Source organism: Georgenia wutianyii, assembly GCF_006349365.1.
Lineage (GTDB): Bacteria > Actinomycetota > Actinomycetes > Actinomycetales > Actinomycetaceae > Oceanitalea > Oceanitalea wutianyii.
Window position 1 is genome coordinate 1,158,553 of the sequence record NZ_CP040899.1, and the last position, 26,171, is coordinate 1,184,723.

26 protein-coding genes are annotated in these 26,171 nt (G+C 73.7%); 14 read left to right on the forward strand and 12 right to left on the reverse strand.

Features of this window, described 5'->3' with window-relative positions; all coding sequences use genetic code 11:
* Positions 1-31 precede the first annotated feature (31 nt).
* Positions 32-499, forward strand: coding sequence for a regulatory protein RecX (locus FE251_RS05170; protein WP_407925293.1), 468 nt, complete (start codon positions 32-34; stop codon positions 497-499).
* A 36-nt stretch (positions 500-535) separates the two neighbouring features.
* On the opposite strand, the gene FE251_RS05175 is transcribed toward FE251_RS05170, so the two are convergent.
* The 4 genes from FE251_RS05175 to FE251_RS05190 all read right to left on the reverse strand — a co-directional run bounded on the left by FE251_RS05175 (position 536) and on the right by FE251_RS05190 (position 3,793).
* Entirely contained in the window at positions 536-1,405 is an 870-nt protein-coding gene (locus FE251_RS05175) for an amino acid ABC transporter permease (protein ID WP_139948163.1), read from the reverse strand.
* Positions 1,402-2,103: an amino acid ABC transporter permease gene (locus FE251_RS05180; protein ID WP_139948164.1), complete on the reverse strand. Its 702-nt coding sequence runs from the start codon at positions 2,101-2,103 to the stop codon at positions 1,402-1,404. Before FE251_RS05180 ends, FE251_RS05175 begins: the two co-directional genes overlap by 4 nt.
* Positions 2,104-2,177: 74 nt before the next feature.
* Positions 2,178-3,050, reverse strand: a complete 873-nt coding sequence (locus FE251_RS05185; RefSeq protein ID WP_139948165.1) for a glutamate ABC transporter substrate-binding protein — start codon at positions 3,048-3,050, stop codon at positions 2,178-2,180.
* 23 nt (positions 3,051-3,073) lie between these two features.
* Positions 3,074-3,793 (reverse strand): amino acid ABC transporter ATP-binding protein, encoded by a 720-nt coding sequence (locus FE251_RS05190; RefSeq protein ID WP_139073671.1) that lies wholly within the window; start codon positions 3,791-3,793, stop codon positions 3,074-3,076.
* Between the two features lie 145 nt (positions 3,794-3,938).
* On the opposite strand from FE251_RS05190, the gene miaB reads away from it, so the two are divergent.
* Genes miaB through dapF form a run of 3 tightly spaced genes read left to right on the forward strand, consistent with a single transcriptional unit; the run spans position 3,939 to position 7,372 of the window.
* Positions 3,939-5,456 (forward strand): tRNA (N6-isopentenyl adenosine(37)-C2)-methylthiotransferase MiaB, encoded by a 1,518-nt coding sequence (gene miaB / locus FE251_RS05195; protein WP_139948166.1) that lies wholly within the window; start codon positions 3,939-3,941, stop codon positions 5,454-5,456.
* 51 nt (positions 5,457-5,507) lie between these two features.
* Positions 5,508-6,440 carry a tRNA (adenosine(37)-N6)-dimethylallyltransferase MiaA gene (gene miaA / locus FE251_RS05200; RefSeq protein ID WP_456237480.1) on the forward strand — a complete coding sequence of 311 codons (933 nt, stop codon included), beginning with the start codon at positions 5,508-5,510 and terminating at the stop codon, positions 6,438-6,440.
* 26 nt (positions 6,441-6,466) lie between these two features.
* On the forward strand, positions 6,467-7,372 hold the full coding sequence (gene dapF, locus FE251_RS05205; RefSeq protein WP_139948167.1) for a diaminopimelate epimerase: 906 nt from the start codon (positions 6,467-6,469) through the stop codon (positions 7,370-7,372).
* On the opposite strand, the gene FE251_RS05210 is transcribed toward dapF, so the two are convergent.
* A complete protein-coding gene (locus tag FE251_RS05210) occupies positions 7,369-7,572 on the reverse strand; it encodes a hypothetical protein (protein WP_139948168.1) in 204 nt (67 codons plus the stop codon). The genes dapF and FE251_RS05210 overlap by 4 nt on opposite strands.
* A 116-nt stretch (positions 7,573-7,688) precedes the next feature.
* Entirely contained in the window at positions 7,689-8,318 is a 630-nt protein-coding gene (locus tag FE251_RS05215) for a class I SAM-dependent methyltransferase (protein WP_230976557.1), read from the reverse strand.
* Positions 8,319-8,410: 92 nt separating this feature from the next.
* Between FE251_RS05215 and hflX the strand changes: the two genes are divergently transcribed.
* The 3 genes from hflX to FE251_RS05230 are packed head-to-tail and all read left to right on the forward strand — an operon-like array spanning position 8,411 to position 12,932.
* The gene (gene hflX, locus FE251_RS05220) at positions 8,411-9,895 is read left to right on the forward strand and encodes a GTPase HflX (RefSeq protein WP_139073670.1); all 1,485 of its coding nucleotides are present in this window, start codon (positions 8,411-8,413) and stop codon (positions 9,893-9,895) included.
* Positions 9,892-11,958 carry an ATP-dependent DNA helicase gene (locus tag FE251_RS05225; protein ID WP_407925286.1) on the forward strand — a complete coding sequence of 689 codons (2,067 nt, stop codon included), beginning with the start codon at positions 9,892-9,894 and terminating at the stop codon, positions 11,956-11,958. The genes hflX and FE251_RS05225 overlap by 4 nt, the downstream gene beginning before the upstream one ends.
* A 26-nt stretch (positions 11,959-11,984) precedes the next feature.
* Positions 11,985-12,932 carry an L-lactate dehydrogenase gene (locus FE251_RS05230; RefSeq protein ID WP_139073579.1) on the forward strand — a complete coding sequence of 316 codons (948 nt, stop codon included), beginning with the start codon at positions 11,985-11,987 and terminating at the stop codon, positions 12,930-12,932.
* Here the strand turns inward: FE251_RS05230 and FE251_RS05235 are convergent.
* Complete coding sequence (locus FE251_RS05235; RefSeq protein ID WP_139948169.1) at positions 12,929-13,942, reverse strand: Ldh family oxidoreductase; 1,014 nt, start codon at positions 13,940-13,942, stop codon at positions 12,929-12,931. The two genes, FE251_RS05230 and FE251_RS05235, sit on opposite strands and share 4 nt — an antisense overlap.
* Positions 13,943-14,695, reverse strand: coding sequence for a transcriptional repressor LexA (lexA, locus tag FE251_RS05240; RefSeq protein ID WP_456237481.1), 753 nt, complete (start codon positions 14,693-14,695; stop codon positions 13,943-13,945).
* A 119-nt stretch (positions 14,696-14,814) separates the two neighbouring features.
* On the opposite strand from lexA, the gene FE251_RS05245 reads away from it, so the two are divergent.
* Both FE251_RS05245 and nrdR read left to right on the forward strand, forming a co-directional pair.
* A complete protein-coding gene (locus FE251_RS05245) occupies positions 14,815-15,273 on the forward strand; it encodes a LysM peptidoglycan-binding domain-containing protein (protein ID WP_139948170.1) in 459 nt (152 codons plus the stop codon).
* Between the two features lie 87 nt (positions 15,274-15,360).
* Positions 15,361-15,876: a transcriptional regulator NrdR gene (gene nrdR, locus FE251_RS05250; protein ID WP_139073575.1), complete on the forward strand. Its 516-nt coding sequence runs from the start codon at positions 15,361-15,363 to the stop codon at positions 15,874-15,876.
* A 117-nt stretch (positions 15,877-15,993) separates the two neighbouring features.
* Here nrdR and mgrA read toward each other — a convergent pair whose 3' ends face one another.
* Genes mgrA through FE251_RS05265 form a run of 3 tightly spaced genes read right to left on the reverse strand, consistent with a single transcriptional unit; the run spans position 15,994 to position 20,535 of the window.
* Positions 15,994-17,025 carry an L-glyceraldehyde 3-phosphate reductase gene (gene mgrA, locus FE251_RS05255; RefSeq protein ID WP_139073574.1) on the reverse strand — a complete coding sequence of 344 codons (1,032 nt, stop codon included), beginning with the start codon at positions 17,023-17,025 and terminating at the stop codon, positions 15,994-15,996.
* Positions 17,026-17,045: 20 nt separating this feature from the next.
* A complete protein-coding gene (gene serA / locus FE251_RS05260; protein WP_139948171.1) occupies positions 17,046-18,263 on the reverse strand; it encodes a phosphoglycerate dehydrogenase in 1,218 nt (405 codons plus the stop codon).
* Between the two features lie 58 nt (positions 18,264-18,321).
* On the reverse strand, positions 18,322-20,535 hold the full coding sequence (locus FE251_RS05265) for a HelD family protein (RefSeq protein ID WP_139948172.1): 2,214 nt from the start codon (positions 20,533-20,535) through the stop codon (positions 18,322-18,324).
* Between the two features lie 117 nt (positions 20,536-20,652).
* Between FE251_RS05265 and FE251_RS05270 the strand changes: the two genes are divergently transcribed.
* From FE251_RS05270 to FE251_RS05290, 5 genes are all read left to right on the forward strand, one after another.
* Positions 20,653-21,783 (forward strand): SpoIIE family protein phosphatase, encoded by a 1,131-nt coding sequence (locus FE251_RS05270; protein ID WP_168202655.1) that lies wholly within the window; start codon positions 20,653-20,655, stop codon positions 21,781-21,783.
* Positions 21,780-23,387, forward strand: coding sequence for a sensor histidine kinase (locus FE251_RS05275; RefSeq protein WP_230976558.1), 1,608 nt, complete (start codon positions 21,780-21,782; stop codon positions 23,385-23,387). The genes FE251_RS05270 and FE251_RS05275 overlap by 4 nt, the downstream gene beginning before the upstream one ends.
* Positions 23,388-23,392: 5 nt before the next feature.
* Entirely contained in the window at positions 23,393-23,815 is a 423-nt protein-coding gene (locus FE251_RS05280; RefSeq protein ID WP_139073666.1) for a response regulator, read from the forward strand.
* A 71-nt stretch (positions 23,816-23,886) separates the two neighbouring features.
* The gene (locus FE251_RS05285; RefSeq protein ID WP_168202656.1) at positions 23,887-24,834 is read left to right on the forward strand and encodes a PAC2 family protein; all 948 of its coding nucleotides are present in this window, start codon (positions 23,887-23,889) and stop codon (positions 24,832-24,834) included.
* A gap of 198 nt (positions 24,835-25,032) precedes the next feature.
* On the forward strand, positions 25,033-25,236 hold the full coding sequence (locus FE251_RS05290) for a cold-shock protein (RefSeq protein WP_139073571.1): 204 nt from the start codon (positions 25,033-25,035) through the stop codon (positions 25,234-25,236).
* A gap of 52 nt (positions 25,237-25,288) precedes the next feature.
* On the opposite strand, the gene FE251_RS05295 is transcribed toward FE251_RS05290, so the two are convergent.
* Positions 25,289-26,155, reverse strand: a complete 867-nt coding sequence (locus FE251_RS05295) for a spermidine synthase (protein WP_139948174.1) — start codon at positions 26,153-26,155, stop codon at positions 25,289-25,291.
* Positions 26,156-26,171: the final 16 nt, after the last annotated feature.

The window sequence follows — 26,171 nt, forward strand, 5'->3', positions numbered from 1 at the left end:
CGAGCCGCCGACGGAGGAGGTCGCCCGCGCGATCCTCCTGCGCCAGCTCGCCGCCGCCCCGCGCAGCCGGTCCCAGCTCGCCGGGAAGCTCGCCTCCCGGGACGTCCCGGAGGAGCTGGCCGAGGCTCTCCTCGACCGGTTCGAGGAGGTCGGGCTCGTCGACGACGCCGCGTACGCCGAGATGCTCGTCCGTACCCGGCACGAGGAGCGTGGCCTGGCCCGGCGGGCGCTCGCCCACGAGTTGCGCCTCAAGGGCGTGAGCCCCGAGGTCGCCGAGCAGGCGCTCGAGCAGATCGACGACGAGGACGAGGTCACCACGGCGGTCGCGCTCGCCGTGCGCAAGGCGCGGACGACTCGCGGCCTGGACCCGGTGAAGCGGCGCCGCCGCCTCGCCGGGATGCTCGCCCGCAAGGGCTACCCTCCCGGCGTCGTCATGCGCGCGGTCGAGGAGGCCCTCGGCGGCGAGGGGGAGGACCCGGGCGGGGAGGACCTGCAGTGAGGGGGTCGCCGTCCACGGACGGCGACCCCCTCAGCGTTAGTGGCTCCCGCCCGCGCTCTGCGGGACGGCCGACGGCGCACCGACCCGGACGGGCCCGGCCGTGCGGGCGCGCATGCGGGAGGCCGTACGCTCCGCGAGCGTCGTGAGCATCCAGTTGATGAGGATGAAGATCACCGCCGCGACGAGCAGCGCGGGCAGCAGGTTGCCGAAGTTGCTGCCGACGAGCCGGGCGGCCCGCAGCAGCTCGGTGTAGGTGATGATGTAGCCGAGCGCCGAGTCCTTGAGGATGACGACGAGCTGGCTGACCATCGACGGCAGCATGGCGAGCATCGCCTGGGGCAGCTCGACCAGGCGCAGCGACTGCCCGTGGCGCAGGCCGATCGTCAGCGCCGCCTCCCGCTGGCCGCGGGGCAGGCTCACCACGCCCGAGCGCAGCAGCTCGGCGATGACCGAGCCGTTGTAGAGCGTGAGCGCGACGACGACGGCCCAGAGCGGGCCCTCGGACGCAGGCACCACGCCGCTCCGGGTGAACCAGAAGTACAGGAAGATCATCATGATCAGCACCGGCACGGCGCGGAAGAACTCCACGACGGCGCCGGACGCCCACCGCACCGGTGCGAGCTGGGACAGGCGCCCCAGGCCGAAGACGAGTGCGAAGAGGTGGGCGCCGATGATGGCGAGGAACGCCGCCTTGAGGGTGGCCAGCAGCCCGGGGAGGAAGAAGTTCTCCCAGACGTTCGCCGTGAGGAACGGCTCCCACTTCTGCGCGGTGAACTGGCCCTTGCCCGCGAGGCCGACGACCGCCCAGGTGAGGAGCGCGAGGAGGACGAGCGCCCCGATGATGTTGGCCACGAGGATGCGGCGCCGCATGCGGGGGCCGGGGGCGTCGAAGAGGGTGGTGCTCATCGGCGGACCGCCGCCTTCCGGGAGACGTAGGTGGCCAGCAGCCCCATCGGCAGGACGATGACGATGAAGCCGAGGGCGAAGGTCAGGAAGATCGCGACGATGTACTGCGGGTGGAACTCGATCATCGTGTTCATCACCGAGGAGGCTTGGAACACCCCGGCCGCCTGGGCGACGGTCGTGTTCTTCGTCAGCGCGATGAGCGTGTTGCCCAGCGGCGCCACCGAGCCGCGGAAGGCCTGCGGCAGGATGATGAGGCGCATCGAGTCGGTGAAGCCGAGGCCGATCGCCCGGGCCGCCTCCGCCTGGCCGACAGGGACGGTGTTGACGCCGCTGCGCAGCGCCTCGCAGACGAACGCGCCGGTGTACGCCGCCAGGCCGAGCACGGCGAGGCGGAAGCTGTTGACCTCGAGCCAGCCCGCCTGGTCACGGCTGACGAGCTGGATGTCGAGCTGCCCCCACAGGACGAGGGAGCAGAAGACGACGACGAGGGTGAGCGGGGTGTTGCGCACGAGCGTGACGTACGCGGCGCCCGCCAGGCGCAGGCTCGGCGCGGGGCTGACCCGCATGGCCGCGAGGACCACGCCGATGACCAGGGCGGCCAGCCCCGAGAAGAGGGTGAGCCGGAGGTTGGAGCCGAACGCGCCGATCACGTCGTACTGCGTGACGACCTCGGCGAACCCCGAGAGGTACTCGCCCATTGCTTCCTTTCGTTCCGAGGCCGAGACGTCGGGGAGCGTGACCCGAGGCCGCGCTCCCCGACGTCGTCAGTGGCTCAGCTGCAGGCTTCGAGCTCGGTGGGCGGGTTGAGCGAGGCGTCCGGGGTGAAGGAGTCGCCGACGTTCTCGGCGAGGATCCGCTCCCAGTCGCCGTCGGCGACCATCTTCTCGACCGCGGCGTTGATGTCCTCGCACAGGTCGGAGTCCTTGTTGAGGCCGATGCCGTAGCGCTCCTCGGAGAACGGGTTGCCGACGACCTTGAGCTGGCCCTCGTACTGCGGCTGGGCCGCGAAGCCGGCGAGGATGACGTCGTCGGTGGTGACCGCGTCGACCGTGCCGGCGGTGAGGAGCTCGACGCACTCGGAGTAGCCGACGGTCGGGTAGAGCTCCACGCCCTCGGCGTACTCCTCGCGGATCCGCTCGGCGGACGTCGAGCCCTCGACGGAGCACAGCACCTTGCCGTCGAGGGTGTCCGGGCCGGTGATCTCGGTCTCGTCGGCGCGCACGAGGAGGTCCTGGCCGGCGACGAAGTACGGGCCGGCGAAGGAGACGAGCTCCTTGCGGTCGTCGGTGATCGAGTACGTCGCGAAGATCATGTCGACCTGGTTGTTCTGCAGCATGTTCTCGCGCTGGGCGGAGGGGGACTCGACGAAGGTGATCTGGTCGTCGGTGTAGCCGAGCTCACCCGCCACGTACCGCGCGACGTCGACGTCGAAGCCGGTGAACTCGCTGCCCTCCTGGAGCCCGAGGCCGGGCTGGTCGAACTTGATGCCGATGGTGATGCCGTCACCACCGTTCGCGCCCTCGGTCGAGCCGCCGGTGGTCGCGTCGCCGCTCCCGCTGCCGCCGTCGTCGCTGCCGCAGGCGGCGAGCATGAGCGCGCCCGCCGCAGCCAGTGCCGCGATTCGGGTTCCTCGTGTGATTCTCATGGGTCTCCTTCGGTCGGTGCGGGTCAGTGGGTGAGGATCTTGCCGAGGAAGTCCTTGGCGCGGTCCGACTCGGGGGCGGTGAAGAACGTCTCGGGGTCCTTCTCCTCGACGATCTCGCCCTGGTCCATGAAGACGACGCGGTCCGCCGCCCTCCGTGCGAAGCCCATCTCGTGGGTGACGACGACCATCGTCATGCCCGAGCGTGCGAGCTCGGTCATGACGTCGAGGACCTCGTTGATCATCTCCGGGTCCAGCGCGGAGGTCGGCTCGTCGAAGAGCATGACCTTGGGCTGCATGGCCAGGGCGCGGGCGATCGCCACACGCTGCTGCTGGCCGCCGGAGAGCTGGGCGGGGAGCTTGGCGGCCTGGTCGGCCACCCCCACGCGACGCAGGAGGTCCATCGCGTGGTCCTTGGCCTCCTTGCTCTTCATGCCGCGGACCTTGATCGGGCCGAGGGTCACGTTGTCGAGGACCGACTTGTGGGCGAAGAGGTTGAAGGACTGGAAGACCATCCCGACGTCGGCCCGCAGCTTGGCGAGGGCCTTGCCCTCCTCGGGAAGCGGGGTCCCGTCGACGAGGATCTCGCCGGAGTCGATCGTCTCGAGCCGGTTGATCGTGCGGCACAGCGTCGACTTGCCCGACCCCGAGGGGCCGATGACGACGACGACCTCGCCGCGGTGCACGGTGAGGTTGATGGTCTTGAGGACGTGCAGGTCCCCGAAGTGCTTCTCGACTGCCCGCATCTCCACGAGAGGCTCGCTGGAGGGAGGGGGCATGGAGGTGCCCGGCTGAGTCATACGGGCAAACCTAACCGTAAGCAGTGGCGCAGGTCATGTTTTCCGGGGGCGTGAGGTCGGACAGTCCGGGCGGAACTAGACTTGCCAGACGATGAGTGCCACCGCCAGCGCACCCCGCACGTACGCCGTGCGCACCATGGGTTGCCAGATGAACGTCCACGACTCCGAGCGCCTCGCCGGGATGCTGGAGGACGCCGGCTACGTGCCGGCCGACCCCGCCTCCGACCCGCTCGTCACCGGCGCGGACGTCGTCGTCATCAACACGTGCTCGGTGCGCGAGAACGCCGCGACCAGGCTCTTCGGGAACCTCGGCCAGCTCGCCGCCGTCAAGCGCGGGCGGCCGGGCATGCAGATCGCCGTCGGCGGGTGCCTCGCCCAGCAGATGCGCGACGGCATCGTCGACAAGGCCCCGTGGGTCGACGTCGTGTTCGGCACCCACAACCTCGACGTCCTGCCGACCCTCCTCGAGCGCGCCCGGCACAACGCCGAGGCGCAGGTGGAGATCGAGGAGTCGCTCAAGGTCTTCCCCTCGACGCTGCCCACCAAGCGCGAGTCCGCCTACGCGGGCTGGGTGTCGATCTCCGTCGGCTGCAACAACACGTGCACCTTCTGCATCGTGCCCCACCTGCGCGGCAAGGAGCGCGACCGGCGCCCCGGTGACGTCCTCGCCGAGGTCGAGGCGGTCGTCGCCCAGGGCGCGATCGAGGTCACGCTGCTCGGGCAGAACGTCAACTCCTACGGCGTGAGCTTCGGTGACCGCGGCGCGTTCGCCAAGCTGCTGCGCGCCTGCGGGCAGGTCGAGGGCCTCGAGCGCGTGCGGTTCACCTCCCCGCACCCCGCTGCCTTCACCGACGACGTCATCGAGGCGATGGCCCAGACGCCGACGGTCATGCCCCAGCTGCACATGCCGCTGCAGTCCGGCTCGGACCGCATCCTGCGGGCGATGCGCCGCTCCTACCGCTCGGCCAAGTTCCTCGGCATCCTCGACCGCGTGCGCGCCGCCGTCCCCAATGCCGCGATCAGCACCGACATCATCGTCGGCTTCCCGGGGGAGACGGAGGAGGACTTCGCCCAGACCCTCGAGGTCGTCGAGGCCTCCCGGTTCGCCAGCGCCTTCACCTTCCAGTACTCCCCGCGCCCCGGTACCCCGGCCGCCGACCTCCCCGACCAGGTCCCGCCGGACGTCGTCGCCGACCGCTACCAGCGGCTCGTCGCCCTCCAGGAGCGGATCGGGACCCTGGAGAACGAGCGCCAGGTCGGGCGCACCGTCGAGGTGCTCGTCGCCGACGGCGAGGGCCGCAAGGACGGCGCGACGGCGAGGATCAGCGGCCGCGCCGCCGACAACAGGCTCGTCCACGTCGCACTGCCCCCGGGCACCACCGAGCTGCCACGCCCCGGGGACATGGTCACCGCGACGGTGACCCACGGCGCCCCGCACCACCTCGTCGCCGACTCCCCGGCGCTCGGCGGCACCTACGCCCTGCGCCGCACGCGCGCCGGGGACGCCTGGGAGCGCGCCCGCCGCGGCGACCACGACCACGGCGGCGGGGCGGCGCCCGCGCCCGGTGGCGCCGTCACCCTCGGCATGCCCTCGCTGCGCACCCGCTGACCGCGGGCGTGGGGACCCGCGGCTGGGGCCGGGGGACCGGGGCGACGTAGGCTGACGGCCGTGCCCCACCCCGTCCTCGCCGTCGTCGGGCCCACCGCGACGGGCAAGTCGGACCTCGCGCTCGACGTCGTCGACCTCCTCGGCGGCCCCGACGCCGCCGAGGTCGTCAACGCCGACGCGATGCAGCTCTACCGCGGCATGGACGTCGGCACCGCCAAACTGCCGCCGGACCAGCGGCGCGGGGTGGCACACCACCAGCTCGACGTCCTGGACGTCACCCAGGAGGCGAACGTCGCCGCCTACCAGCGTGAGGCGCGCGCGGACGTCGCCGCCGTCCACGGCCGTGGCCGGCGCGCGGTCCTCGTCGGCGGCTCGGGGCTCTACGTGCGCGCCGCGCTGGACGAGCTCGACTTCCCCGGCACCGACCCGCAGGTCCGGGCCCGGCTGGAGGAGCGCGTCGAGCGTGAGGGGCCCGGCATCCTCCACGCCGAGCTCGCGGCCCGCGACCCGCAGGCGGCCGCGCGGATCCTGCCGGCCAACGCGCGCCGCGTCGTGCGGGCGCTGGAGGTCATCGAGCTCACCGGCCGCCCGTACTCGGCCTCGATGCCCGAGCACCGCTACCACCTGCCCGCCGTCCAGGTGGCGATCGCCGTCCCGCGCGAGGAGCTCGACCGCCGCATCGCGGCGCGCGCCCGTGCCATGCTCGACGGCGGCCTCCTCGAGGAGACCCGCGACCTCCTGGCCGCGGGGCTGGCCCAGGGACGCACGGCCTCACGGGCCGTGGGCTACTCCCAGGCGGTGGCCGTCCTCGAGGGGCGGCTCGACGTCGACGAGGCGCACGAGGCCATCACCATCGCCACCCGCCAGCTCGCCCGGCGCCAGGAGAAGTGGTTCCGCCGCGACCCGCGCGTCCGGTGGCTGGAGCCCGGGCCGGACCTCGCGGCACGCGCGGCGCAGGCCTTCGTGGACGGGGCCGCGACCTGACCGGTCGCCGGACGTAGGCTCTCGCCATGCCTTCCCTCGCGGCCCTGTCCGGCCTGTCCCTCACCAAGGGGCACGCCACCGAGAACGACTTCCTCCTCCTCGCCGACCCCGACGGCGCTCGCGAGCTCGACGCCGCCGCGGTGGCCGCCCTGTGCGACCGCCGGGCCGGCATCGGGGCCGACGGCGTCGTGCGCGTCGTCCGCTCCCGTGCGTTCGCCGAGGCGGCCGAGGCCGCCGCGCACGGCGCGGAGTGGTTCATGGACTACCGCAACGCCGACGGCTCACCGGCCGAGATGTGCGGCAACGCCGCCCGGCTCGTCATCGCCTTCCTCGAGGACGAGGGCCTGCTGTCGCTCGCCGACGGCGAGCCCGTCCTCCTCGGCACCCGCGGCGGGGTGCGCTCGGTGTGGCGCAGCGGCGGGCTCTACACCGTCGACATGGGCCCGTGGGGGCTGCCCGGCGGTGCGGAGGCCGTCCGGCGGGGCTTCGACGTCGCCGTCCAGGCCACCGGGCTCGAGGGCACCCGCGCCGGACTGCGCGTCACCATGCCCAACCCGCACACCGTCGTCGCGCTGCCGGACGTCGCCGAGCTCGACGGCGCCGACCTCGGCCCGCTCGTCGCCGTCGACCCGCTGCCCCCGGAGGGGACCAACGTCGAGCTCGTCGTCCCCCTCGGGGAGACGACCCTCGACGGGGAGACGGCCGGCACGGTGCGCATGCGCGTGCAGGAGCGGGGGGCGGGGGAGACCCGCTCGTGCGGGACGGGCGCGTGCGCCGTCGCCGTCGCGCTCCACGCGTGGGGCGGGCAGGAGGCTCCCCGGCTGTGGCGGGTGCAGGTGCCCGGTGGGGAGCTGCTCGTGCGTCTGACCGACGACGGCCGCGCCCTGCTCACCGGTCCCGCGACGCTGGTCGCGCGCCTCACCCTCCGCTAGGGGTTTCCGGCGCCGTCCTCCCGGCCGGGGGCGATCGCCGCGCGCCTGACGTCGGTGTTGTCCTGGAGGAACCGGAGCAGGGCGGGCCCCAGCCCGAGCTCCTCGGCGTCCAGGCCCTCGCTCGCGTCGTGGACCGCCCGGACCACCGCGCCTACGCGGCCGACCTGCGCGCGGGTCGCCGCCGGTGCCTGCGTCGCCACCGGGGACGAACCCGGTCACGACGCCTGCTCGTCACGCCGAGAGCAGCTCGGGGAGGTCGGCCCCCCGCGCCCGCAGGACGCGCATGTAGCGCTGGACCGTTCGGCGCCCGGCCGGGCTAGCGATCCGCGCCCGGCGCCGCTGCGGGCGAGTGCACGTCGAGCACCCGGAAGCCCTTCGAGCTCGACAGGCGCTCGGTCGGCAGCGCCAGCTCGGTCTCGATCCACCGGTGCAGGGAGTCGGCGCCGAGGTTCTTCCCGACGACGAGGTAGGCCCGGCCCTCGGGCGCGAGCCGGCCCAGCCACGTGCGCAGCAGCTCGTGCAGCGCCGGCTTGCCGATGCGGATCGGCGGGTTGGACCACAGCTCGGTGATCCCGTCGGGCAGCAGGTCCGCCGCCTCCTCGGGCGTGGCGACGACGACGTTGCGCAGGCCCAGGGCCGCGGCGTTGCGTGCCGTGAGGTCGCGTGCCCGCTCGTTGACGTCGACGGCGACCACCCGCGCGGCGGGGGAGGCCGCCGCCAGGGCGAGGGTCACCGGACCCCACCCGCAGCCGAGGTCGACGAGCGTGCCCGACGGCGCCGGGTCCGGCGCGGCCTCGAGCAGCACCCGGGTGCCGAGGTCGAGGCGGTCGCCGGAGAACACCCCGGCGGCCGTGGTCACCTGGACGCGCCTGCCGCGGAGCTCCACGGTCATCGTGCGGGTCTCCCCGGAGGAGGCCGGCTGGGCGGAGAAGTAGTGCTCGCTCACCCCAGAAACCTACCTCGCGGGGTGTGGATATCTGTTCGCAGCCGGCGCGCCTCCGTGGGACCCTTGGGGGAGTGGACGACGACTGGGAGAACATGGCAGAGCACGACGAGACCTCCGCACCGACCGACCCTGCGCACGACGTCGTGGCACGGGTGCTCGCACGGGCCGGCACGGCCGTGCAGGAGGACGCCGCGGACGGTCACGAGCTCGACGGCGAGCAGCTCGACCGCGAGGAGCGCTCGGCGCTGCGTCGCGTGGGCGGGCTGTCGACCGAGCTCGAGGACGTCACCGAGGTCGAGTACCGGCAGCTGCGCCTGGAGCGGGTCGTGCTCATCGGTGTGTGGTCCGGGCCGGACTCCGAGCTCGCCGAGGTCTCCCTGGCGGAGCTGGCGGCGCTCGCCGAGACGGCCGGCTCGGTCGTGCTCGACGCCGTGCTCCAGCGCCGCGCCTCGCCCGACCCGGCGACGTACTTCGGCTCGGGCAAGGCCGCCGAGCTCGCCGAGCTCGTCGCCGAGCTCGGCGCGGACACCGTCGTCGCGGACTCCGAGCTCAGCCCTTCCCAGCGGCGCGCCCTCGAGGACGTCGTCAAGGTCAAGGTCATCGACCGCACGGCCCTCATCCTCGACATCTTCGCCCAGCACGCGAAGTCCCGGGAGGGCAAGGCGCAGGTCGAGCTCGCCCAGCTCGAGTACCTGCTGCCGCGCCTGCGCGGCTGGGGTGAGTCGATGTCCCGGCAGGCAGGTGGCCGGGTCGCCGGCGGCGCGGGGATCGGCTCGCGCGGCCCCGGTGAGACGAAGATCGAGCTCGACCGGCGGCGGATCCGCACCCGCATGGCGCGGCTGCGTCGCCAGATCGCCCAGATGGCGCCCTCCCGGGAGACCAAGCGCGCCTCGCGTCACCGCGCCCACATCCCGTCGGTCGCGATCGCCGGCTACACGAACGCCGGCAAGTCCTCCCTGCTCAACCGGCTCACCGGCGCCGGCGTGCTCGTCGAGAACGCCCTGTTCGCCACCCTGGACCCCACGGTCCGCCGCGCCGAGACGCCCGACGGCCGGGTCTACACCCTGGCCGACACGGTCGGTTTCGTCCGCTCGCTGCCCCACCAGCTCGTCGAGGCGTTCCGCTCGACCCTCGAGGAGGTCGCCGAGGCGGACCTCGTCCTCCACGTCGTCGACGCCGCCCATCCCGACCCCGAGGGCCAGGTCAAGGCCGTGCGCGACGTCCTCGCCGACATCGAGGGCGTCGAGGAGATCCCCGAGGTCATCGTCCTCAACAAGGCCGACCTCGCCGACCCGGGCACGATCGCCGGGCTGCGCACCCGCTACCCCGGGGCCGTCGCGGTCTCGGCGCGCACCGGCGCGGGGATCGAGGAGCTGCGCGAGCGCATCGCCGAGCTGCTGCCGCGCCCGTCGGTCCGGGTCGAGGTGCTCGTGCCGTACTCGCGCGGCGACCTCGTCTCCCGGGCGCACAACAGCGGTGAGGTCATCGCCGAGGAGCACACGGGCACCGGCACCCGGCTCACCGCACTCGTCGACGAGGCGCTCGCGGCAGAGCTGGTCGCCGCCCACTCGGCGTGAGCACGACCGCGGAGCTGCTGCACGCCGCCGTCGAACGGCTCGGGGGCAAGGAACGCGACGGGCAGCTGACGATGGCGCGCGAGGTCGCCCGGACCCTGCGCGAGCCCGGTGCGCTCCTCGTCCAGGCCGGCACCGGCACGGGCAAGTCCCTCGGCTACCTCGTGCCCGTCCTCGCCCACGCCGTCGAGCACAACGAGCGGGCCGTCATCTCGACCGCCACCCTCGCCCTGCAGCGCCAGGTGCTCACCCACGACGTCCCGCTCGTCGCCGACGTCGTCGCCGCGTCCGGCCGGCCGCGCCCGAACGTCGCGCTGCTCAAGGGCTGGCACAACTACGTGTGCCGGCACAAGGTCGCGGGCGGCTACCCGGCGGACGACGAGCCGGGCCTGTTCGCCCTCGACGCCGCGACCGCCGACGCCGGCGGGGCGCCCGCCCGGGGGCCGCTCGCCGAGCAGGTGCTGCGGCTGCGCGAGTGGGCCGAGGAGACCGACTCGGGGGACCGTGACGACCTCGACTTCGCCGTCGGTGACCGCGCGTGGCGCCAGGTCTCGGTGACCAAGCTCGAGTGCCTCGGCGCGAGCTGTCCGATGCTCGAGGAGTGCTTCCCCGAGGCGGCGCGTCGCGCGGCGCACGAGGCCGACGTCGTCGTCACCAACCACGCGATGCTCGGCATCGCCGCCGCCGGGTCCTCCCGGGTGCTGCCCGAGCACGACGTGCTCGTCGTCGACGAGGCGCACGAGCTCGCCGAGCGGGTCACCGCGCAGTCGACCCTCGAGCTCTCCGCAGCCGTCGTCGACCGCACGGTGCGCCTGGCCCGCAAGCACGCCGGGGTGAGTGCCGAGTCGCTCGAGGCGGCGGGACGCGCGCTCGGCGCCTGGCTCGAGACCGCACCGGCGGGCCGGCTGCGCCGCGTGCCCGCCGAGCTCCTCGACGCCCTCACCCTCCTCGAGGCGGGCAGCCGCGAGGCGATGACCGCCCTGCGCGGTGACGGCGAGGCCGAGCCGGGCGGACGCCTCATGGCGCGCTCGGCCATGCTCGTCCTCCACGAGATCGCCGAGCGGCTCCTCGGCGACGGCGTCGCCCAGCGCCGCGAGGTGCTGTGGTGCGACCGTGGCCGCACCGGCTTCGAGTCCGCCCGGCTCCATCTCGCACCTCTCGACGTCGCCCGGCCGATCGCCACCGAGCTGCTCGCCGGCCGCGCAGCAGTCCTCACCTCCGCCACCCTCGCGCTCGGCGGCACCTTCGACCCCGTGGCCCGCACGCTGGGCGTCTCCCTCCTCGACCACCTCGACGACGGCGACGACGCCGAGCGGCCGGTCCGGCGCACGGCCCCGGAGGGCGAGGAGGACGAGCCCGCCGTCACGCCGACGAGCGCCGGCACGAGGTGGCGGGGCATCGACGTCGGCTCACCGTTCGACTACGCCCGCCAGGGCATCCTCTACGTCGCCGGGCACCTGCCCGCGCCCGGCCGCGAGGGCCCGAGCGAGGAGGCGCAGCGCGAGCTCGTCGACCTCGTCCGCGCCTCCGGCGGAGGCGCGCTGGGCCTGTTCTCCTCCCGGCGCGCCGCGGAGGAGGCCGCCGACCTGCTGCGCGCCGAGCTCGACACCCCGGTCCTGTGCCAGGGGGAGGACCAGCTCGCCTCCCTCGTGCGGCGGTTCGCGCAGGACGAGGACGCCACGCTCGTCGGCACCCTGTCGCTGTGGCAGGGCGTGGACGTGCCCGGGCGCACCTGCCGGCTCGTCGTCATCGACCGCATCCCCTTCCCCCGCCCGGACGATCCCGTGCGCTCCGCGCGCTCGGAGGTCGTCGCGGCGTCCGGCGGCAACGGGTTCATGGCGGTCGCCGCCACCCACGCCGCCCTGCTCCTCGCGCAGGGCGCCGGCCGGCTCATCCGCTCGACCGGGGACCGGGGCGTGGTCGCCGTCCTCGACCCGCGGCTCGCCACGGCCCGCTACGGCTCCTTCCTGCGCCGCTCGATGCCACCGCTGTGGCCGACCACCGACGGTGAGGTCGCCCGCGGCGCGCTCCGCCGCCTGGGCGCGCAGCCCGCGACCAGGACCTAGGCTCGGGCAGGACGAAAGGGGTGGGCATGGTCAGAGGTAGCACCGTGGCGATCGTCGGAGCCGGGACGGTGGGGGCGACCCTCGCCTACGCCCTGCTCATGCGGGGCGCCGCGCAGCGCGTGGTCCTCTACGACGTCAACCGGGCCAAGGTCGAGGCGGAGGCGCTCGACCTGGCCCACGGCATCCAGTTCGTCCCACCCGCGCAGGTCGTCGGCTCGGACGACATCGAGGTGTGCCGGGACGCCGACGTCGTGGTCGTCACCGCGGGTGCCAAGCAGCAGCCGGGGCAGACGCGCCTCGACCTCGCCGCGAGCACCGTCTCCCTCATGCGCACCCTCGTCCCGGGCCTCACCGCCGTCGCCCCGGACGCCGTCTACCTCATGGTGACCAACCCCGTCGACATCGTCACGCAGGCGGCCCTGACGATCTCCGGGCTGCCGCGCGAGCAGCTCTTCGGGTCCGGCACCGTCCTGGACACCTCGCGCCTGCGCCACCGGATCGCCCAGGAGACGGGCATCGCGGCGAAGAACGTCCACGCCTACGTCGTCGGTGAGCACGGGGACTCCGAGCTCGTCCTGTGGAGCTCGGCGATGATCGGGGCGGTCCCGCTGCTGGACTGGAGCACCACGCACGCGCCGCGGCTCGACGCGGACGCGCGGGCTGCCGTCGCGGAGGAGGTCGTCGCCGCGGCCTACCGGATCATCGCGGGCAAGGGTGCGACGAACTACGCCGTCGCGCTCGCTGCCGTCGAGATCATCCAGGCCGTGCTCCGCTCGGAGAACAGGGTGCTGCCCGTCTCCACGCTGCTCACCGACTACGTCGGGATCTCCGGGGTGTGCCTCTCGGTGCCCACCGTCGTGGGCGGCAGCGGTGCCGAGGAGCGCCTCGTGCTTCCGATGACGAGTGCCGAGCTCGCCGGCCTGCACGCCAGCGCCGAGCGGATCCGCTCGGTCGTGCGCGAGCTCGGCTTCTAGGCGCTCGCGCCCGCGAGGGTGCTGACCTCGGCCCAGGTGGCCCGCCGCACGGGCAGCCCGCGCTCGAGGTTCTCGCGCCGGGCGCGCTCGGTGCCCTCACCGGGGTAGCGCAGGTCCGCGCCGGCGGCGTGCAGCGAGGCGACGACGGCGTCGGCCACCCGCTCCTGCTCGTCGGGACCGCTGACGACGCCCGGGTCGAGGGCGAGGAAGAACTGGGTCTGGCCGCTCTCGCCCTCCGGGTCCGTGCCGAGCTCGTGGGTCGCGGCCCCGCCGGAGAGCATGGCGGCCCACGCGTCGAGGACGACGGCGAGCGCGAAGCCCTTCCAGCGACCGACCGCGGCCGGGCGCCCGCTGTCGAGGACCGCGGCGGCGTCGTGCGTGAGGTCGCCCTCGGCGGTGAAGCCGCCGGGGACCGGGAGCCGCTCGCCGCGCTGGGCGTAGCCGGTGAGGACACCGACGGAGAACTGGCTCAGCGCCATGTCGAGGACGAGCGGACCGGCAGGCCGGGGGACGGCGACGACGAGCGGGTTGTTGCCGACGACGGGCTCCTCCCCGGCGGCGGAGGTGTTGGCGATGGTGTTCGACCAGCACATCGCGAGGAGGCCAGCCTCGGCCGCCTGCCGGCCGTAGGTGCCGCCGCGCATCCAGTGGTTCGTGTTGCCGAGGGCGACGGCGCCGACCCCGTGCGTGCGGGCGAGGGCGACCGCGCGGTCCATCGCGGCCCAGGCGTTGAGGTTCCCGGGGCCGCGCCGTCCGTCCCACCGCTCGACAGCCCCGCTGCCGGCAGTCCGCTCCGGCGTGGCCGAGACGTCGACGAGGCCGGCGGCGACGGTGCGTGCGAAGCGGGGGAGGCGTTCGACGCCGTGGGAGTACACCCCGTCGCGGGTGGCCTCGACGAACAGCCGGGCGCACAGGTCGCCGCGCTCGCCGGTGAGCCCGAGCCGCCCGACCGCGGCGCGGACGACGCGGTGGACCTCCTCGAGCGGCAGGCGCAGCTCGCCGTCGGCCATCTACAGGCTGCGCAGGACCGAGACGACGCGCCCCAGGACCTGGGCGTGGTCGCCGTCGATGGGGGAGTAGGCCTCGTTGGCCGGGAGCAGCCACACGTGGCCGTCGCGGCGCTGGAGCGTCTTGATCGTGGCCTCCTCCCCCAGCAGGGCGGCGACGATCTCCCCGTTCTCCGCGACCGGCTGGCGGCGCACGACGACCCAGTCGCCGTCGCAGATGGCGGCCTCGATCATCGAGTCGCCCTGGACCTTGAGGAGGAAGAGGTCCCCGTCCCCGACGAGCTGGCGCGGCAGCGGGAAGACGTCCTCGACCGTCTGCTCGGCCAGGATCGGGCCGCCGGCCGCGATGCGCCCGACGACGGGCACGAAGGTGGGCGCGGGGGCGTCGGTGCCGTCCTCCGGGCTGCCGAGCTGCTGCGGTCCGCGGACCTCGCTGCCGACGATCTCGATCGCCCGCGGGCGCTTGGGGTCGCGGCGCAGGTACCCCTTGCGCTCGAGGGCGGTGAGCTGGTGCTTGACCGACGACGGGCTGGTGAGCCCGACGAGGTGGCCGATCTCCCGCATGGTCGGGGGGTATCCGCGCTCGTCGACCGAGCGGCGGATCGTCTCGAGGACGAGACGCTGCCGCTCGGTGAGGGCGCCGTCGACAGGCTCACGCTCGGGGAGCTCGTGCACGGTCGCGCCGGGCCGCTCGTCCTGGTTCACGCCTCGTGCTCCTCGAATGTCAGTGGCTGGTGATGTGCTCGTGCTCGACAGCGTAGAAGGACCCACGGCCGATATCAAACATCTGTTCGACGGCGTGTCGACAGTGTCGGAGCCGCGTAGTACGGTGTCGCACAGATGTTCGACGAACAGGCGTTCGAAGGAGAGAGACGATGAGTGCACTGGCGATCCCCGTCCGGTCCGGCCCCGTCGGTGGCGTCCGCGCCGCCCGCCCGGCACCCCACCTCCGCCTCGTCGGGCCGGACTTCGTCCCGCCCGTCGCCGTCGTGGCGCCGACCGCCCGTCCCACCGCCGGTCCCGCCGCGAGGCCCGCGATCCGCCTCTCGGCCCGCGGGCGCGTCGTGCGCGGGGCCCTCCTGCTCCTCACCTCACTCGCCCTGGCGATCGCGGGAGGTGCCTGGGTGGGCAGCGTCGCCTCGGAGGCCGGCACGTACACCGGACCGGTCGAGCGCGTGAGCGTCGGCGCGGGGGACACCCTGTGGGCGATCGCCGCCACGTCGGCAGCGGAGGGGCAGGACGTGCGCGACGTCGTCGACGACATCATGCGCCTCAACGGCCTGGGGTCCGGGGAGCTCGTCGTGGGGCAGCAGATCGTCGTCCCCGCGCCCTGAGCGATGTTGCACGTCCCGTTCGCGCGCCCGTACCGTGCACCTCAGCGGTGCCGCACGGTGGACCGCCCGAACGACGAGGAGCCTGGCGTGCACTGTCCGTTCTGCCGGAACGCCGACTCCAGGGTCATCGACTCGCGGACGGCCGACGACGGCTCGTCCATCCGCAGGCGGCGCGAGTGCACCGCGTGCCACCGGCGCTTCACGACGATCGAGACGTCGAGTCTCTCGGTGGTGAAGCGCTCGGGCGTCGTCGAGCCCTTCAGCCGCGCGAAGGTCATGGCCGGGGTGCGCAAGGCGTGCCAGGGCCGCCCGGTCTCCGACGACGACCTCGCACTCCTGGCCCAGCAGGTCGAGGAGACCGTGCGCTCGGCCGGCGCCGCGCAGATCGATGCCGAGGAGGTCGGCCGCGCCATCCTCGGGCCGCTGCGCGCCCTCGACGAGGTCGCCTACCTCCGCTTCGCGAGCGTCTACTCCTCCTTCACCTCCCTGGACGACTTCGAGTCGGCGATCACCGCCCTGCGGGCCGAGCGCCCCGACCCGTCCCCCGGGCCCGAGGCGGACGGCTCGGCTAGTGTTGAGGCTGGCGAGCCCGGCTCGCGCTGACCACCGGTGACGGTGGCGGAGGGGAAGCCGCCACCGTCACCGGTTCCTCGTCTCTCGGGGCCTGCCCCTGGGACGGACCGCGCGCAGGGCTCCTCGCCCCGCGCGGGCCTGTCGGCCTCAGCGGGTGCGCGCCGCCCAGATGTTGATGCCGGCGTCGACGGCGTGCTCGTCGATGCGCGCGAGCTCCTCGTCGCTGAGCTCGAGGTTGTCCAGCGCCGCGAGCGTGTCGTCCAGCTGTGCGACGCTCGAGGCGCCGACGAGGGCGGTCGTCACGCGCGGGTCGCGCAGCACCCACACGATGGCGAGCTGGGCGAGCGTCTGACCGCGCTCGGCCGCGATGTCGGCGAGTGCCCGGATGTGCCCGATGCTCTCCTCGGTGAGGAACTCCCGGCGCAGCGAGCCGTCGCGCGCCGCGCGCGAGTCCTGCGGCACGCCGTCGAGGTAGCGGCCGGTGAGCATGCCCTGGGCGAGCGGGGAGAAGACGACGTTGCCCATCCCGGCCTCCGCGGTGACGTCCAGCGCGCTCGGGCTGCCCTCCTCGACCCAGCGGTTGAGCATCGAGTACGAGGGCTGGTGGACGAGCAGCGTGAGACCGATCTCCCGCGCGACCTCGACGGCCTGTGCGGCCCGCTCGGCGGTGTAGGAGGAGATGCCCGCGTAGAGCGCGCGGCCGGAGTCGACGGCGGTCTTCAGTGCCCCCATCGTCTCGTGCAGCGGGGTCGTCGGGTCGTCGCGGTGGGAGTAGAAGATGTCGACGTAGTCCTGCCCGAGGCGACGCAGCGAGGCGTCGAGGGAGGAGAGGAGGTACTTGCGCGAGCCCCACTCGCCGTAGGGCCCCGGCCACATGCGGTAGCCGGCCTTGGAGGAGATGACGAGCTCGTCGCGGTAGGGCGCGAGGTCGGTGGCGAGCAGCCGGCCGAAGAACGACTCGGCCGCGCCCGGGGGCGGGCCGTAGTTGTTCGCGAGGTCGATGTGGGTGACGCCGCGGTCGAAGGCGTGCAGGACGATCTCCCGCTGCGTGTCCTCGGACTTGTCGTGCCCGAAGTTCTGCCACAGGCCGAGTGCGATCGCCGGCAGGTCCAGGCCGCTGCGTCCGCAGCGGCGGTAGATCATGGAGTCGTAGCGGTCACCCGCGGGCAGGTAGCTCATGGCTCCCCACCGTAGTCGGCTCAGACCTCGGTCTGCCCAGCAGGCAGGACACGCAGCCGGATGGTGTCGGGGACCTCGTCCAGCGCCTGGCGGGCCTCGTCGGGCAGGTCGCCGCCGATGTCGGTGATGACGTAGCCCAGGTCGCCCGAGGTGCCGAGGATCTGCCCCTCGATGTTCGCCCCGCTCTCCGCGAACGCCTGGTTGACCAGCGCCAGCGCACCGGGGGTGTTGCGGTGCAGGTAGGCCACCCGGTGGCGGGCGGCGGGCGCCGGGTCGAGGGCGAGCGGGGGGACGTTGACGCTCATCGTCGTCGTGCCGTCCAGGACGTAGCGGGCGAGCTTGTTCGAGACGAACGCGCCGATGCCCTCCTGCGCCTCCTCGGTCGACCCGCCGACGTGCGGGGTGAGGATGACGTTGGGCAGGCCGCGCAGCTCGGAGTCGAACGGGTCACCGGTGCGCATCGGCTCGTCGGCGAAGACGTCGACGGCGGCGCCGACGATCTTGCCCGAGAGGACGTGCTCGCGCAGCGCGCCGTAGTCGACGACGAAGCCGCGCGAGAGGTTGAGGAAGATCGAGCCGGGCCGCATCCGGTCGAACTGCTCGGGGCCGAACATCCCCGCGTTCCCCGGCCGACCGTCGACGTGGAGGGTGACGACGTCGGAGACGTCGAGCAGCTCGTCCAGGCTGCCCATGCGCCGTGCGTTGCCCAGCGCGAGCTTCTCGGCCATGTCGTAGAAGACCACCCGCATGCCCAGCGCCTCGGCGAGGACGGACAGCTGCGTGCCGATGTTGCCGTAGCCGACGATGCCGAGCGTGCGCCCGCGCACCTCGTGCGCGCCGGCCGCGCTCTTGAGCCAGGTCCCGGCGTGCAGGGCGTCGTCGACGACGGTGAGGCGCCGGCTGAGCGCGACGATCTCCCCGAGCGCGAGCTCGACGACCGAGCGCGTGTTGGAGAACGGGGCGTTGAACACGGCCACGCCGCGGTGGGCCGCGAAGCGCAGGTCGATCTGGTTCGTCCCGATGGCGAAGGAGCCGATGACGAGGAGGTCCGGCGCAGCCTCGAGCACCCGGCGGCTCACCGTCGTCTTGGACCGGATGCCGAGGACCTGGACGCCGTCCAGGGCCGCGATGAGCTCGTCCTCGCCCATCGCGCCGGGGTGGCGGCGGACCTCGAGGCCGGCGGCCTCCAGGGCAAGGTCGGCGTTCGGGTGGGGGTTCTCCAGCAGCAGTGCGCGCACGGACCTTATGTTCTCGCACCGGGCCCCGAAGGGGGAAACCGATCCGCCAACCGGACGGCTACGCCTCGAACCCCTCCGGCAGCGGGGCGCGGTGGACGACGTGCAGGCGGCGGGTCGGCCGGGTCATCGCGACGTACAGGTCGCCGGGTCCGCCACGGGCGATCTCGGCCGGCTCGACGAGCACGACGACGTCGAACTCCAGGCCCTTGGCCGCGACGGCGTCCAGGACGACGACGGGCGCCCCGAGGAGGTCCCCACCGGGCGCCTCGAGCTTCCCCGCCAGCCGGTCGGCGAGCGCGGCCCGCGTCGCGGCGACCCTGCCGGGTGCAGTGATCACCGCGACCCGTCCCGCGCCGAGCGCGGCGTGCTCCGCGGCGACGACGTCGACGAGGTCGGCCTCGCCCGCCAGGCGCGTCGTGCGCAGCGAGCCGGGCACCTCGCGGGCCGAGCGGGCGGGCGCCGCGTGCGCCCCGCCGGCGGCGCGCAGGACGCGCACGGCGGCGCGCATGACCTCGGCGGGCGTGCGGTAGTTGATCGTCAGGGCCGCCGTGCGCACGTGCTCGTGCGCCGCGGTCCCGAGCAGCTCGCGCCAGCTGCGGGCGGGGGTGTGGCCTGAACGCTGGTCGAGGTCGCCGACGAGCGTCATCGAGCGGGCCGGGTTGCGCCGCAGCAGCGCGCGCCACGCCATCGGCGACAGCTCCTGCGCCTCGTCGACGACGATGTGGCCGTAGGTCCACTCCCGGTCCGCGGCCGCCCGCTCGGCGACCGACAGGCTCGCCTCCGGCGCGGCGAACCGCGCGGCGAGGGTCTGGGCGTCGACGAGGCCGCCGCCGAGGCCGTCCTCACGGATGGCGTGCTCGGCGTAGGCCACCGCGGCTGCCTGCTCGGCCTCGCGGGCGACGCGCGCCCGCTCCTGCTGCGGGTTCTCCAGGTGCCCGAGGAGGACGGCGAGCTCGTCGAGGAGCGGCAGGTCGGCTGGGGTCCACGGGGCGTCGGCGGGCCGGCGGAGCAGGCGGCGCTCCTGGACGGTGAGCCCGCGGGCGTGGCGGGCGAGCAGCTCGGGGTCGGCGTAGAGCCGCCGCAGCAGCTGCTCGGGCGTCGTGGGCATCCAGCGCAGGTTGATCTCGCGGCGGGCGTCGCGCGACTCGCGCACCGACTGCAGGAGGTAGCCGTGCTCGGACTCCAGGTCCAGGCCCTTGTCCTCGGCCCAGCGGCGTACGACGGCCTCGAGCACCGCCGTCGCGTAGGTGCGCCGGGCGATGTTGTGCGGCCGGCCGCTGCGCCGGGCGCGCTCCTGCGCGGAGCGCACGTCGTCCGGCTCGAGGAGCACCTGCTCGCCGTCGACGTCGAGGACGACGGGCTCGGCGAGGCGGCGCGGGATGCCCCGCACGGCGCTGCGCAGGACCTGGGCCATGACCGGCCGGCCCTTGAGCGCGGCGACCGCCTCGGGCTCGGTGCCGGTGACCGGGACGTCGGCGAGCAGGTCGCCGAGCGTGGTGGCGACGACGCCGCTCTCACCGAGGGAGGGGAGGACCTGCTCGATGTAGCGCAGGAAGACCCGGCTCGGCCCGACGACGAGCACCCCGGAGCGCTCGAGGCGCTCGCGGTGGGTGTAGAGGAGGTAGGCGGCGCGGTGGAGCGCGACGGCGGTCTTGCCCGTGCCCGGCCCGCCCTCGACGACGAGGACGCCGTCGACGTCGGAGCGGATGATCTCGTCCTGCTCGGCCTGGATCGTGGCGACGATGTCGTTCATCCGGCCCTCGCGGGCTGCGGACATCGCGGCGAACAGGGCGCCCTCGCCGGTGAGGCCCTCGACGTCGGCGGCCGTGTCGAGCAGCTCGTCCTCCACGCCGGTGACCTGGCGGCCGCGGGTCATGAGGTGGCGGCGCAGCACGACCTCACCGCGCTGGGCGGCGGTCGCCTGGTAGAAGGGGCGGGCGGCCGGCGCGCGCCAGTCGATGAGGAGCGACTCCTGCTCGTCGTCTGCGATGCCGATGCGCCCGATGTACCGGCGCGACTCGTCCTGCAGGTCGAGGCGGCCGAAGACGAGCCGGTTCTCCACCTGCTCGAGCCGCGCGAGCGTCTCCTCGTAGTGGGTGGCGAACGCGTCGCGCTCGGACCGGTTCTGCGGTGTCCCCGACGCGCCCTGTCGGCGGACGTCGGCCAGGCGGTCGCGGTAGCGGCGCCGAAGGTCGTCGAGGCGCGCGTACACATGGTCGACGAACTCCTGGTCCGCCTGCCACGGAACCCGCGTCGCGTTCGGCTGCGCCACGTTCCATCCCCTCTCGATCGGCTGACCATTATCTACGATCCCGGCGACCGACGTGGCGTGTCCGGGGCGCGACTCCGTCTGCGTACGATGTCCCGACCGACGAGAGGACCCCCCACAGTGACGGACACCGAGGCGCGCGCCGGCACGCTCCACCTGCTCCTCGTCGAGGACGACGACGGGGACGCCGTCCTCGTCGAGGAGCTGCTGAGCGACGCCGGCCTGGAGACCGAGGTCACCCGGGCGTGGAGCCTGGAGGCCGCGGTCGACGCCCTCGCCTTCCCGGTCGACTGCATCCTGCTCGACCTCGGGCTGCCCGACGCCACGGGCTTCGACGCACTCGTGCGGCTGCGTGACGCCTCGGACGCGGCGCTCGTCGTCCTCACCGGCCTCGACGACGCCGAGCGCGGCCTCGAGGCCGTCGCCGCCGGCGCGCAGGACTACCTCGTCAAGGGCTCGGTGGACGGGGAGGCGCTCGGCCGGGCGGTGCGCTACGCCGTCGAGCGGCGCCGTGGCGACCGGGACCGGCGCAGCCAGGAGGCGCTGCGCGCCCGCGCCGAGGAGGTCGCCGAGCTCGCGCTGCGGATGCGGCCCGAGCCGCACGTGCCCTCCTCGCCGGTGCGGGTGCTCGTGCGTGACTCCGACGAGCACGCCCTGAGCACCCAGCTGTGCGACGTCGTCGAGCGTCCCGACGGCAGTGTCCTCGCGGTCATCGGCACCGTGGAGGGCAGCGGCACGGGCGCCGCGGCCGTCGCGGCCACGGTACGCGCGGCCTTCCGTGGGCTCGCGCTCAGCACGCTGGCCGCCGTCGAGGTCCTCGACTCCCTCGACCACCTCGTGCGCACCCACGGGGCGGTGGTCCGCGCCGCTCTCGTCGAGCTCGTTCCGGGCACCCGCCACACCGCGGTGTGCCACCTCGCCGGCCACCACGCCCCGCTCGCGATGAGCCCCGGCGCGGCCGAGCCGCTCGCGACGACCGCCCAGGGAGAGCCGCTGGGTCGCGGACCGTGCCCCCGGCCCACCCTCACCACCGACGTCGGTGACCAGGAGCGGCTCCTCCTCCTCCACGACGCCGTCCTCGCCCAGAGCGGCGCCCGTTCGGGCCAGGGCTTCGCCACCGTCCTGGACGCCGCCAGCAAGGGCTGGGGCGACGACCACGCGATCGCCGGCACCGTCGAGCGGGTCGTGCGGGCCTACGGCCCGAACCGCGCGGCCACCCAGTTCGTCCTCCTCGGCTGGTCCCCGGCGTGAGCGCACCCCGTATGGCCTGGTCGCTGCGCGGGCGGCTGCGGGTCGCCGTGCTCAGCGCCGCGGCGCTCCTCACGGTGACGCTCGTCGTCGCGGTTGTCGCCTTCGGCCAGCTCGTCCGCTACCAGGACACCGTGACCCGGCTGCTGTTCACCGCCGTCGTCGACCTGCAGGACCTGCAGTCCGAGATCGTCGACGCCGAGGCCGCCCTGCGCGCCTTCGCCCTCAGTGGTGACGAGGACATGCTCGCTGGCTACGCCCAGCTGCCCTACGGGCGGGCGGACGACGTGCGGTCGGTCATCGGCGAGGTCCTCCCCGACGACGCCCGGCTCCACGCCCACTTCGACCAGCTGGCCGGGGCGGTCGACGCGTGGCGCGTGGAGCATGCCGAGCCCGTCGTCGCCGCCACCCGCGACGGCGCCTCGGTCGCCGCGGACTGGGATGCCACCGGGGTCGAGCGGTACTCCGAGGTGCGTCTGGAGCTCGATGAGACCCTCGAGGCGCTCGTCGAGTACCGCAACGAGACCGCCGCGACGATGCGCGACTGGCAGCGGATCCTCGTCGGCTCGGTCGTCGCGCTCAGCGGGCTCGGTGTCGCCTCCGGGGTCATGCTCTGGCGCTACCTGCGTCGCTGGGTCACCGAGCCGCTCGACGACCTCGCCGTCTCCAGCCGTGCGGTGGCCCAGGGGGACCTCGACAGCCCCGTCGTCGGCGGAGGGCCGCGCGAGATCGTCATGCTCGCCGACGACGTCGAGTCCATGCGCCGCCGGCTCGTGGCGGAGATCGCCACCGCCGAGCAGGCGCAGGCCGAGCTGCGCGCCTCCAACCGCGACCTCGAGCAGTTCGCCTACGTCGCCTCGCACGACCTGCAGGAGCCGCTGCGCAAGGTGGCCTCCTTCACCCAGCTGCTCGAGCGGCGCTACGGCGACCAGCTCGACGAGCGCGGCCACCAGTACATCGCATTCGCCTCCGACGGTGCGCGTCGCATGCAGCGCCTCATCCAGGACCTCCTCGCCTTCTCCCGGCTCGGCCGGGTGGAGGAGGACCCGGCGCCCGTCGTCGTCGGCGACTGCCTGGCCGAGGCGCTGGACAACCTCTCCGAGCTCCTCGAGGAGACCGGCGCGGTCGTCACCTCCGACCCGCTGCCCGAGGTCGTGGGCCACGCCGGCCTCATCACCCAGCTGTTGCAGAACCTCGTCGGCAACGCGGTGAAGTTCCGCCGCCCCGACATGGCGCCGAGGGTGCACGTCACCGCCGAGCGCGTGGGGGAGGACTGGGAGTTCCGGTGCAGCGACAACGGGATCGGCATCGAGCCGCGACACGCGGAGCGCGTCTTCGCGATCTTCCAGCGGCTGCACGCCAAGGACGCCTACAGCGGCACGGGGATCGGGCTGGCGATGTGCAAGCGGATCGTGGAGTACCACGGCGGGCGGATCTGGATCCTCCACCAGGACCCGAGCGAGGGCACGACCGTGTGCTGGACGCTGCCCGCCCAGCCCCAGCGCTGGCTCGTGCGGGTGGACCGCACGGCGGAGGCGCCGGCAGACCCTAGGATCGACGGCGGGGACGCACCGCGCGGACCGGAGCAGGAGAAGGTGCAGACGTGAGCGACATGATCGAGGTCCTGCTGGTCGAGGACGACCCGGGCGACGTCCTCATGACCGAGGAGGCGTTCGCCGAGTACAAGGTCGCCAACCGTCTCACGGTCGTGGCCGACGGCGAGTCCGCCATGCGCTACCTGCGCAAGGAGGGTGAGCACGCCGGCGCCGCAACACCCGACCTCGTCCTCCTCGACCTCAACCTGCCGCGGATGGACGGGCGTGAGGTCCTCGCCGAGCTCAAGGAGCACCCCGAGCTGCGCCGCATCCCCGTCGTCGTCCTCACGACCTCGGAGGCGGAGGAGGACATCCTGCGCTCCTACAACCTCCACGCCAACGCCTACGTGACCAAGCCGGTGGACTTCGAGCGGTTCATCTCGGTGGTCCGCAAGATCGACGAGTTCTTCGTCTCGGTCGTGCGACTGCCCAAGCGCTGACCGACCGGCCGGGAATGCCGGCCCCTCGCCCGGCGTTCCACAACGCAGGACCGACGTGGAGGAGGCAGACGGTGGTTGACCTGTACGACGTGCATCCCGAGGCGGGCGACGTGCACGCCCGCGTGCTCGTCAACGCGCTCACCGGGGCGATGGACGCGGGGCACGCGGCGGCACTGGTCGCCCACCACCTCACGGAGACGCTCGAGACCCGGCGTGTGCTCACCTTCCACGTCGACGAGCTCGTCGACTACCGCGCCCACCGGCCCCCGATGACCTTCGAGAGCTGGCGCTGGACGGACTACGAGGAGCCCTACATCGCCCTCGACCTCGTCCGTGACGACGAGGGCACCGAGCTGCTCCTCCTCCACGGCCGCGAGCCCGACCTGCGGTGGAACGGCTTCGTCGACGCCGTCATCGCCGCCGTGGAGCGCTACGGCGTCCAGCGCACGATCAGCATCCACGGCGTGCCGATGGGCGTGCCGCACACGCGGCCCACGACCGTGACGGCGCACGCCACCGAGCACGGGCTGGTCGACACCCCTGAGATCCTCGGCACTGTCCAGGTGCCCGGGAGCGTGACGGGGCTCATCGAGCTCCGTCTCGGACGGGCCGGCCACCAGGCCGTCGGCTTCTCCGCGAACGTCCCGCACTACCTCGCGCAGAGCCAGTACCACCAGGCTGCCGCCGAGCTCGTCCGGCAGATCGCCAGGTCCGGCGAGCTCGCCCTCCCGGTCGGCGACCTCGAGCGCGCGGCGAGCGAGGCCGCCGTCGAGATCGAGCGCCAGGTCTCGGCATCGCCCGAGGTCACCGCGGTGGTCCGGGCACTGGAGCAGCAGTACGACGCGTTCATGCGCGGGGTGAGCCTGGAGGAGCGCACGACCCTCCTCGCCGAGCCGGTCGACCTGCCGAGCGCCGAGGAGATCGGGGCCGCGGTCGAGGCGTTCCTCGCCGACCACACGGACCCCGGTGAGTCGCCCGAGGACGGGCCCGGTGACGAGGGCGGAACGACCCTCTCCTGACCCTCGGCCGGAGACTCGAGAAAAGTATGGGTAGCCACGACCGGCAGGACGTGCCACACTGAGGGTCGTTGCAGTTGCAGTTCGCTTACGTATGACCCTGGCTTTACCGCCGGGCTGTGCACGACGTGGGACGAGGCATTGCGGCAAGGCGGGGCTGGCACACGGTCGGCCCCAGAACGTCCCCGGAAGGACAGCACCATGGCACAGGGAACCGTTAAGTGGTTTAACGCCGAAAAGGGCTACGGCTTCATCGCGCAGGACGGCGGCGGCGCCGACGTCTTCGTGCACTACTCCGCGATCGCGTCCGACGGCTACCGCTCCCTCGAGGAGGCGCAGCGCGTCGAGTTCGAGATCACGCAGGGCCCGAAGGGCCCGCAGGCCGAGAGCGTCCACGCTCTCTGAGTCTCCCTTCTCGAAAGGGCCCGCACCTCACGGTGCGGGCCCTTTCGGCTGCTCAGGCCGGGGCGGGCGCCGTCCCGGCCACGTCGCGGGCCGGGCGGTGGGAGCCGGCGAACGTGAGCACGTCCTCCCCGGCGACGAGGCGCACCGGCAGCGGCAGGCGCCGTAGGGCCCGGTCCAGCGACGCGGTGGCGATCGGTGTGGTGGACCCGACGAGCACGACGTTGCCGTAGCGCTTGCCGCGCAGGATCGCGGGGTCGGCGATGACGGCGACGTGGCCGAAGACCTCCAGCAGCGTGGCGACCTCGGTCCGCGCCGCCGTGAGCGGCGGCCGGTCGGTGAGGTTGACGAGGTACAGCCCGTCGGGCGCCAGTGCCGCGCGCGCCTCCGCAGCGGCCTCGACCGTGCGCACGTGGTCAGGCACCACGATGCCGGCGAAGACGTCCCGCACGATGACGTCCCACGCGCCGGGCGCCAGCGTGCCCAGGGCCGCTCGCGCGTCCGCCACCCGGATGCGCAGCCGCGGCGCGCGCGGGAGGTCGAACCACTCGCGCGACAGCCGGGCGAGCTCGGCGTCGATCTCGACGACGAGCTGGGTGGAGCCGGGCCGCGCCGCGTCCAGCGCCCGCGCGAGGGCGCACCCGGCGCCGCCCAGGTGCACGACGCGCAACGGCTCGGTCGGCGGGGGGCCGACCTCGTCGAGCACCGCCACCATCTGCTGCATGTACTCGAACTCGAGGTGGCTGGGGTCGGCGAGGTCGACGTAGGAGCTCTCGGCGTCGTTGATGAAGACGGTGACCGCCGAGGGACGCCCCGGGTCGCGCAGCAGCTCGACGACGCCGGTGGAGGTCTGCACCGGCTCGGCGGGGAGGTGGGGGAGGGGCAGGCGCCGGCTGCGCCGGCGGGATGGACGCTCGGGCATGCGCTCCAGGCTAGCC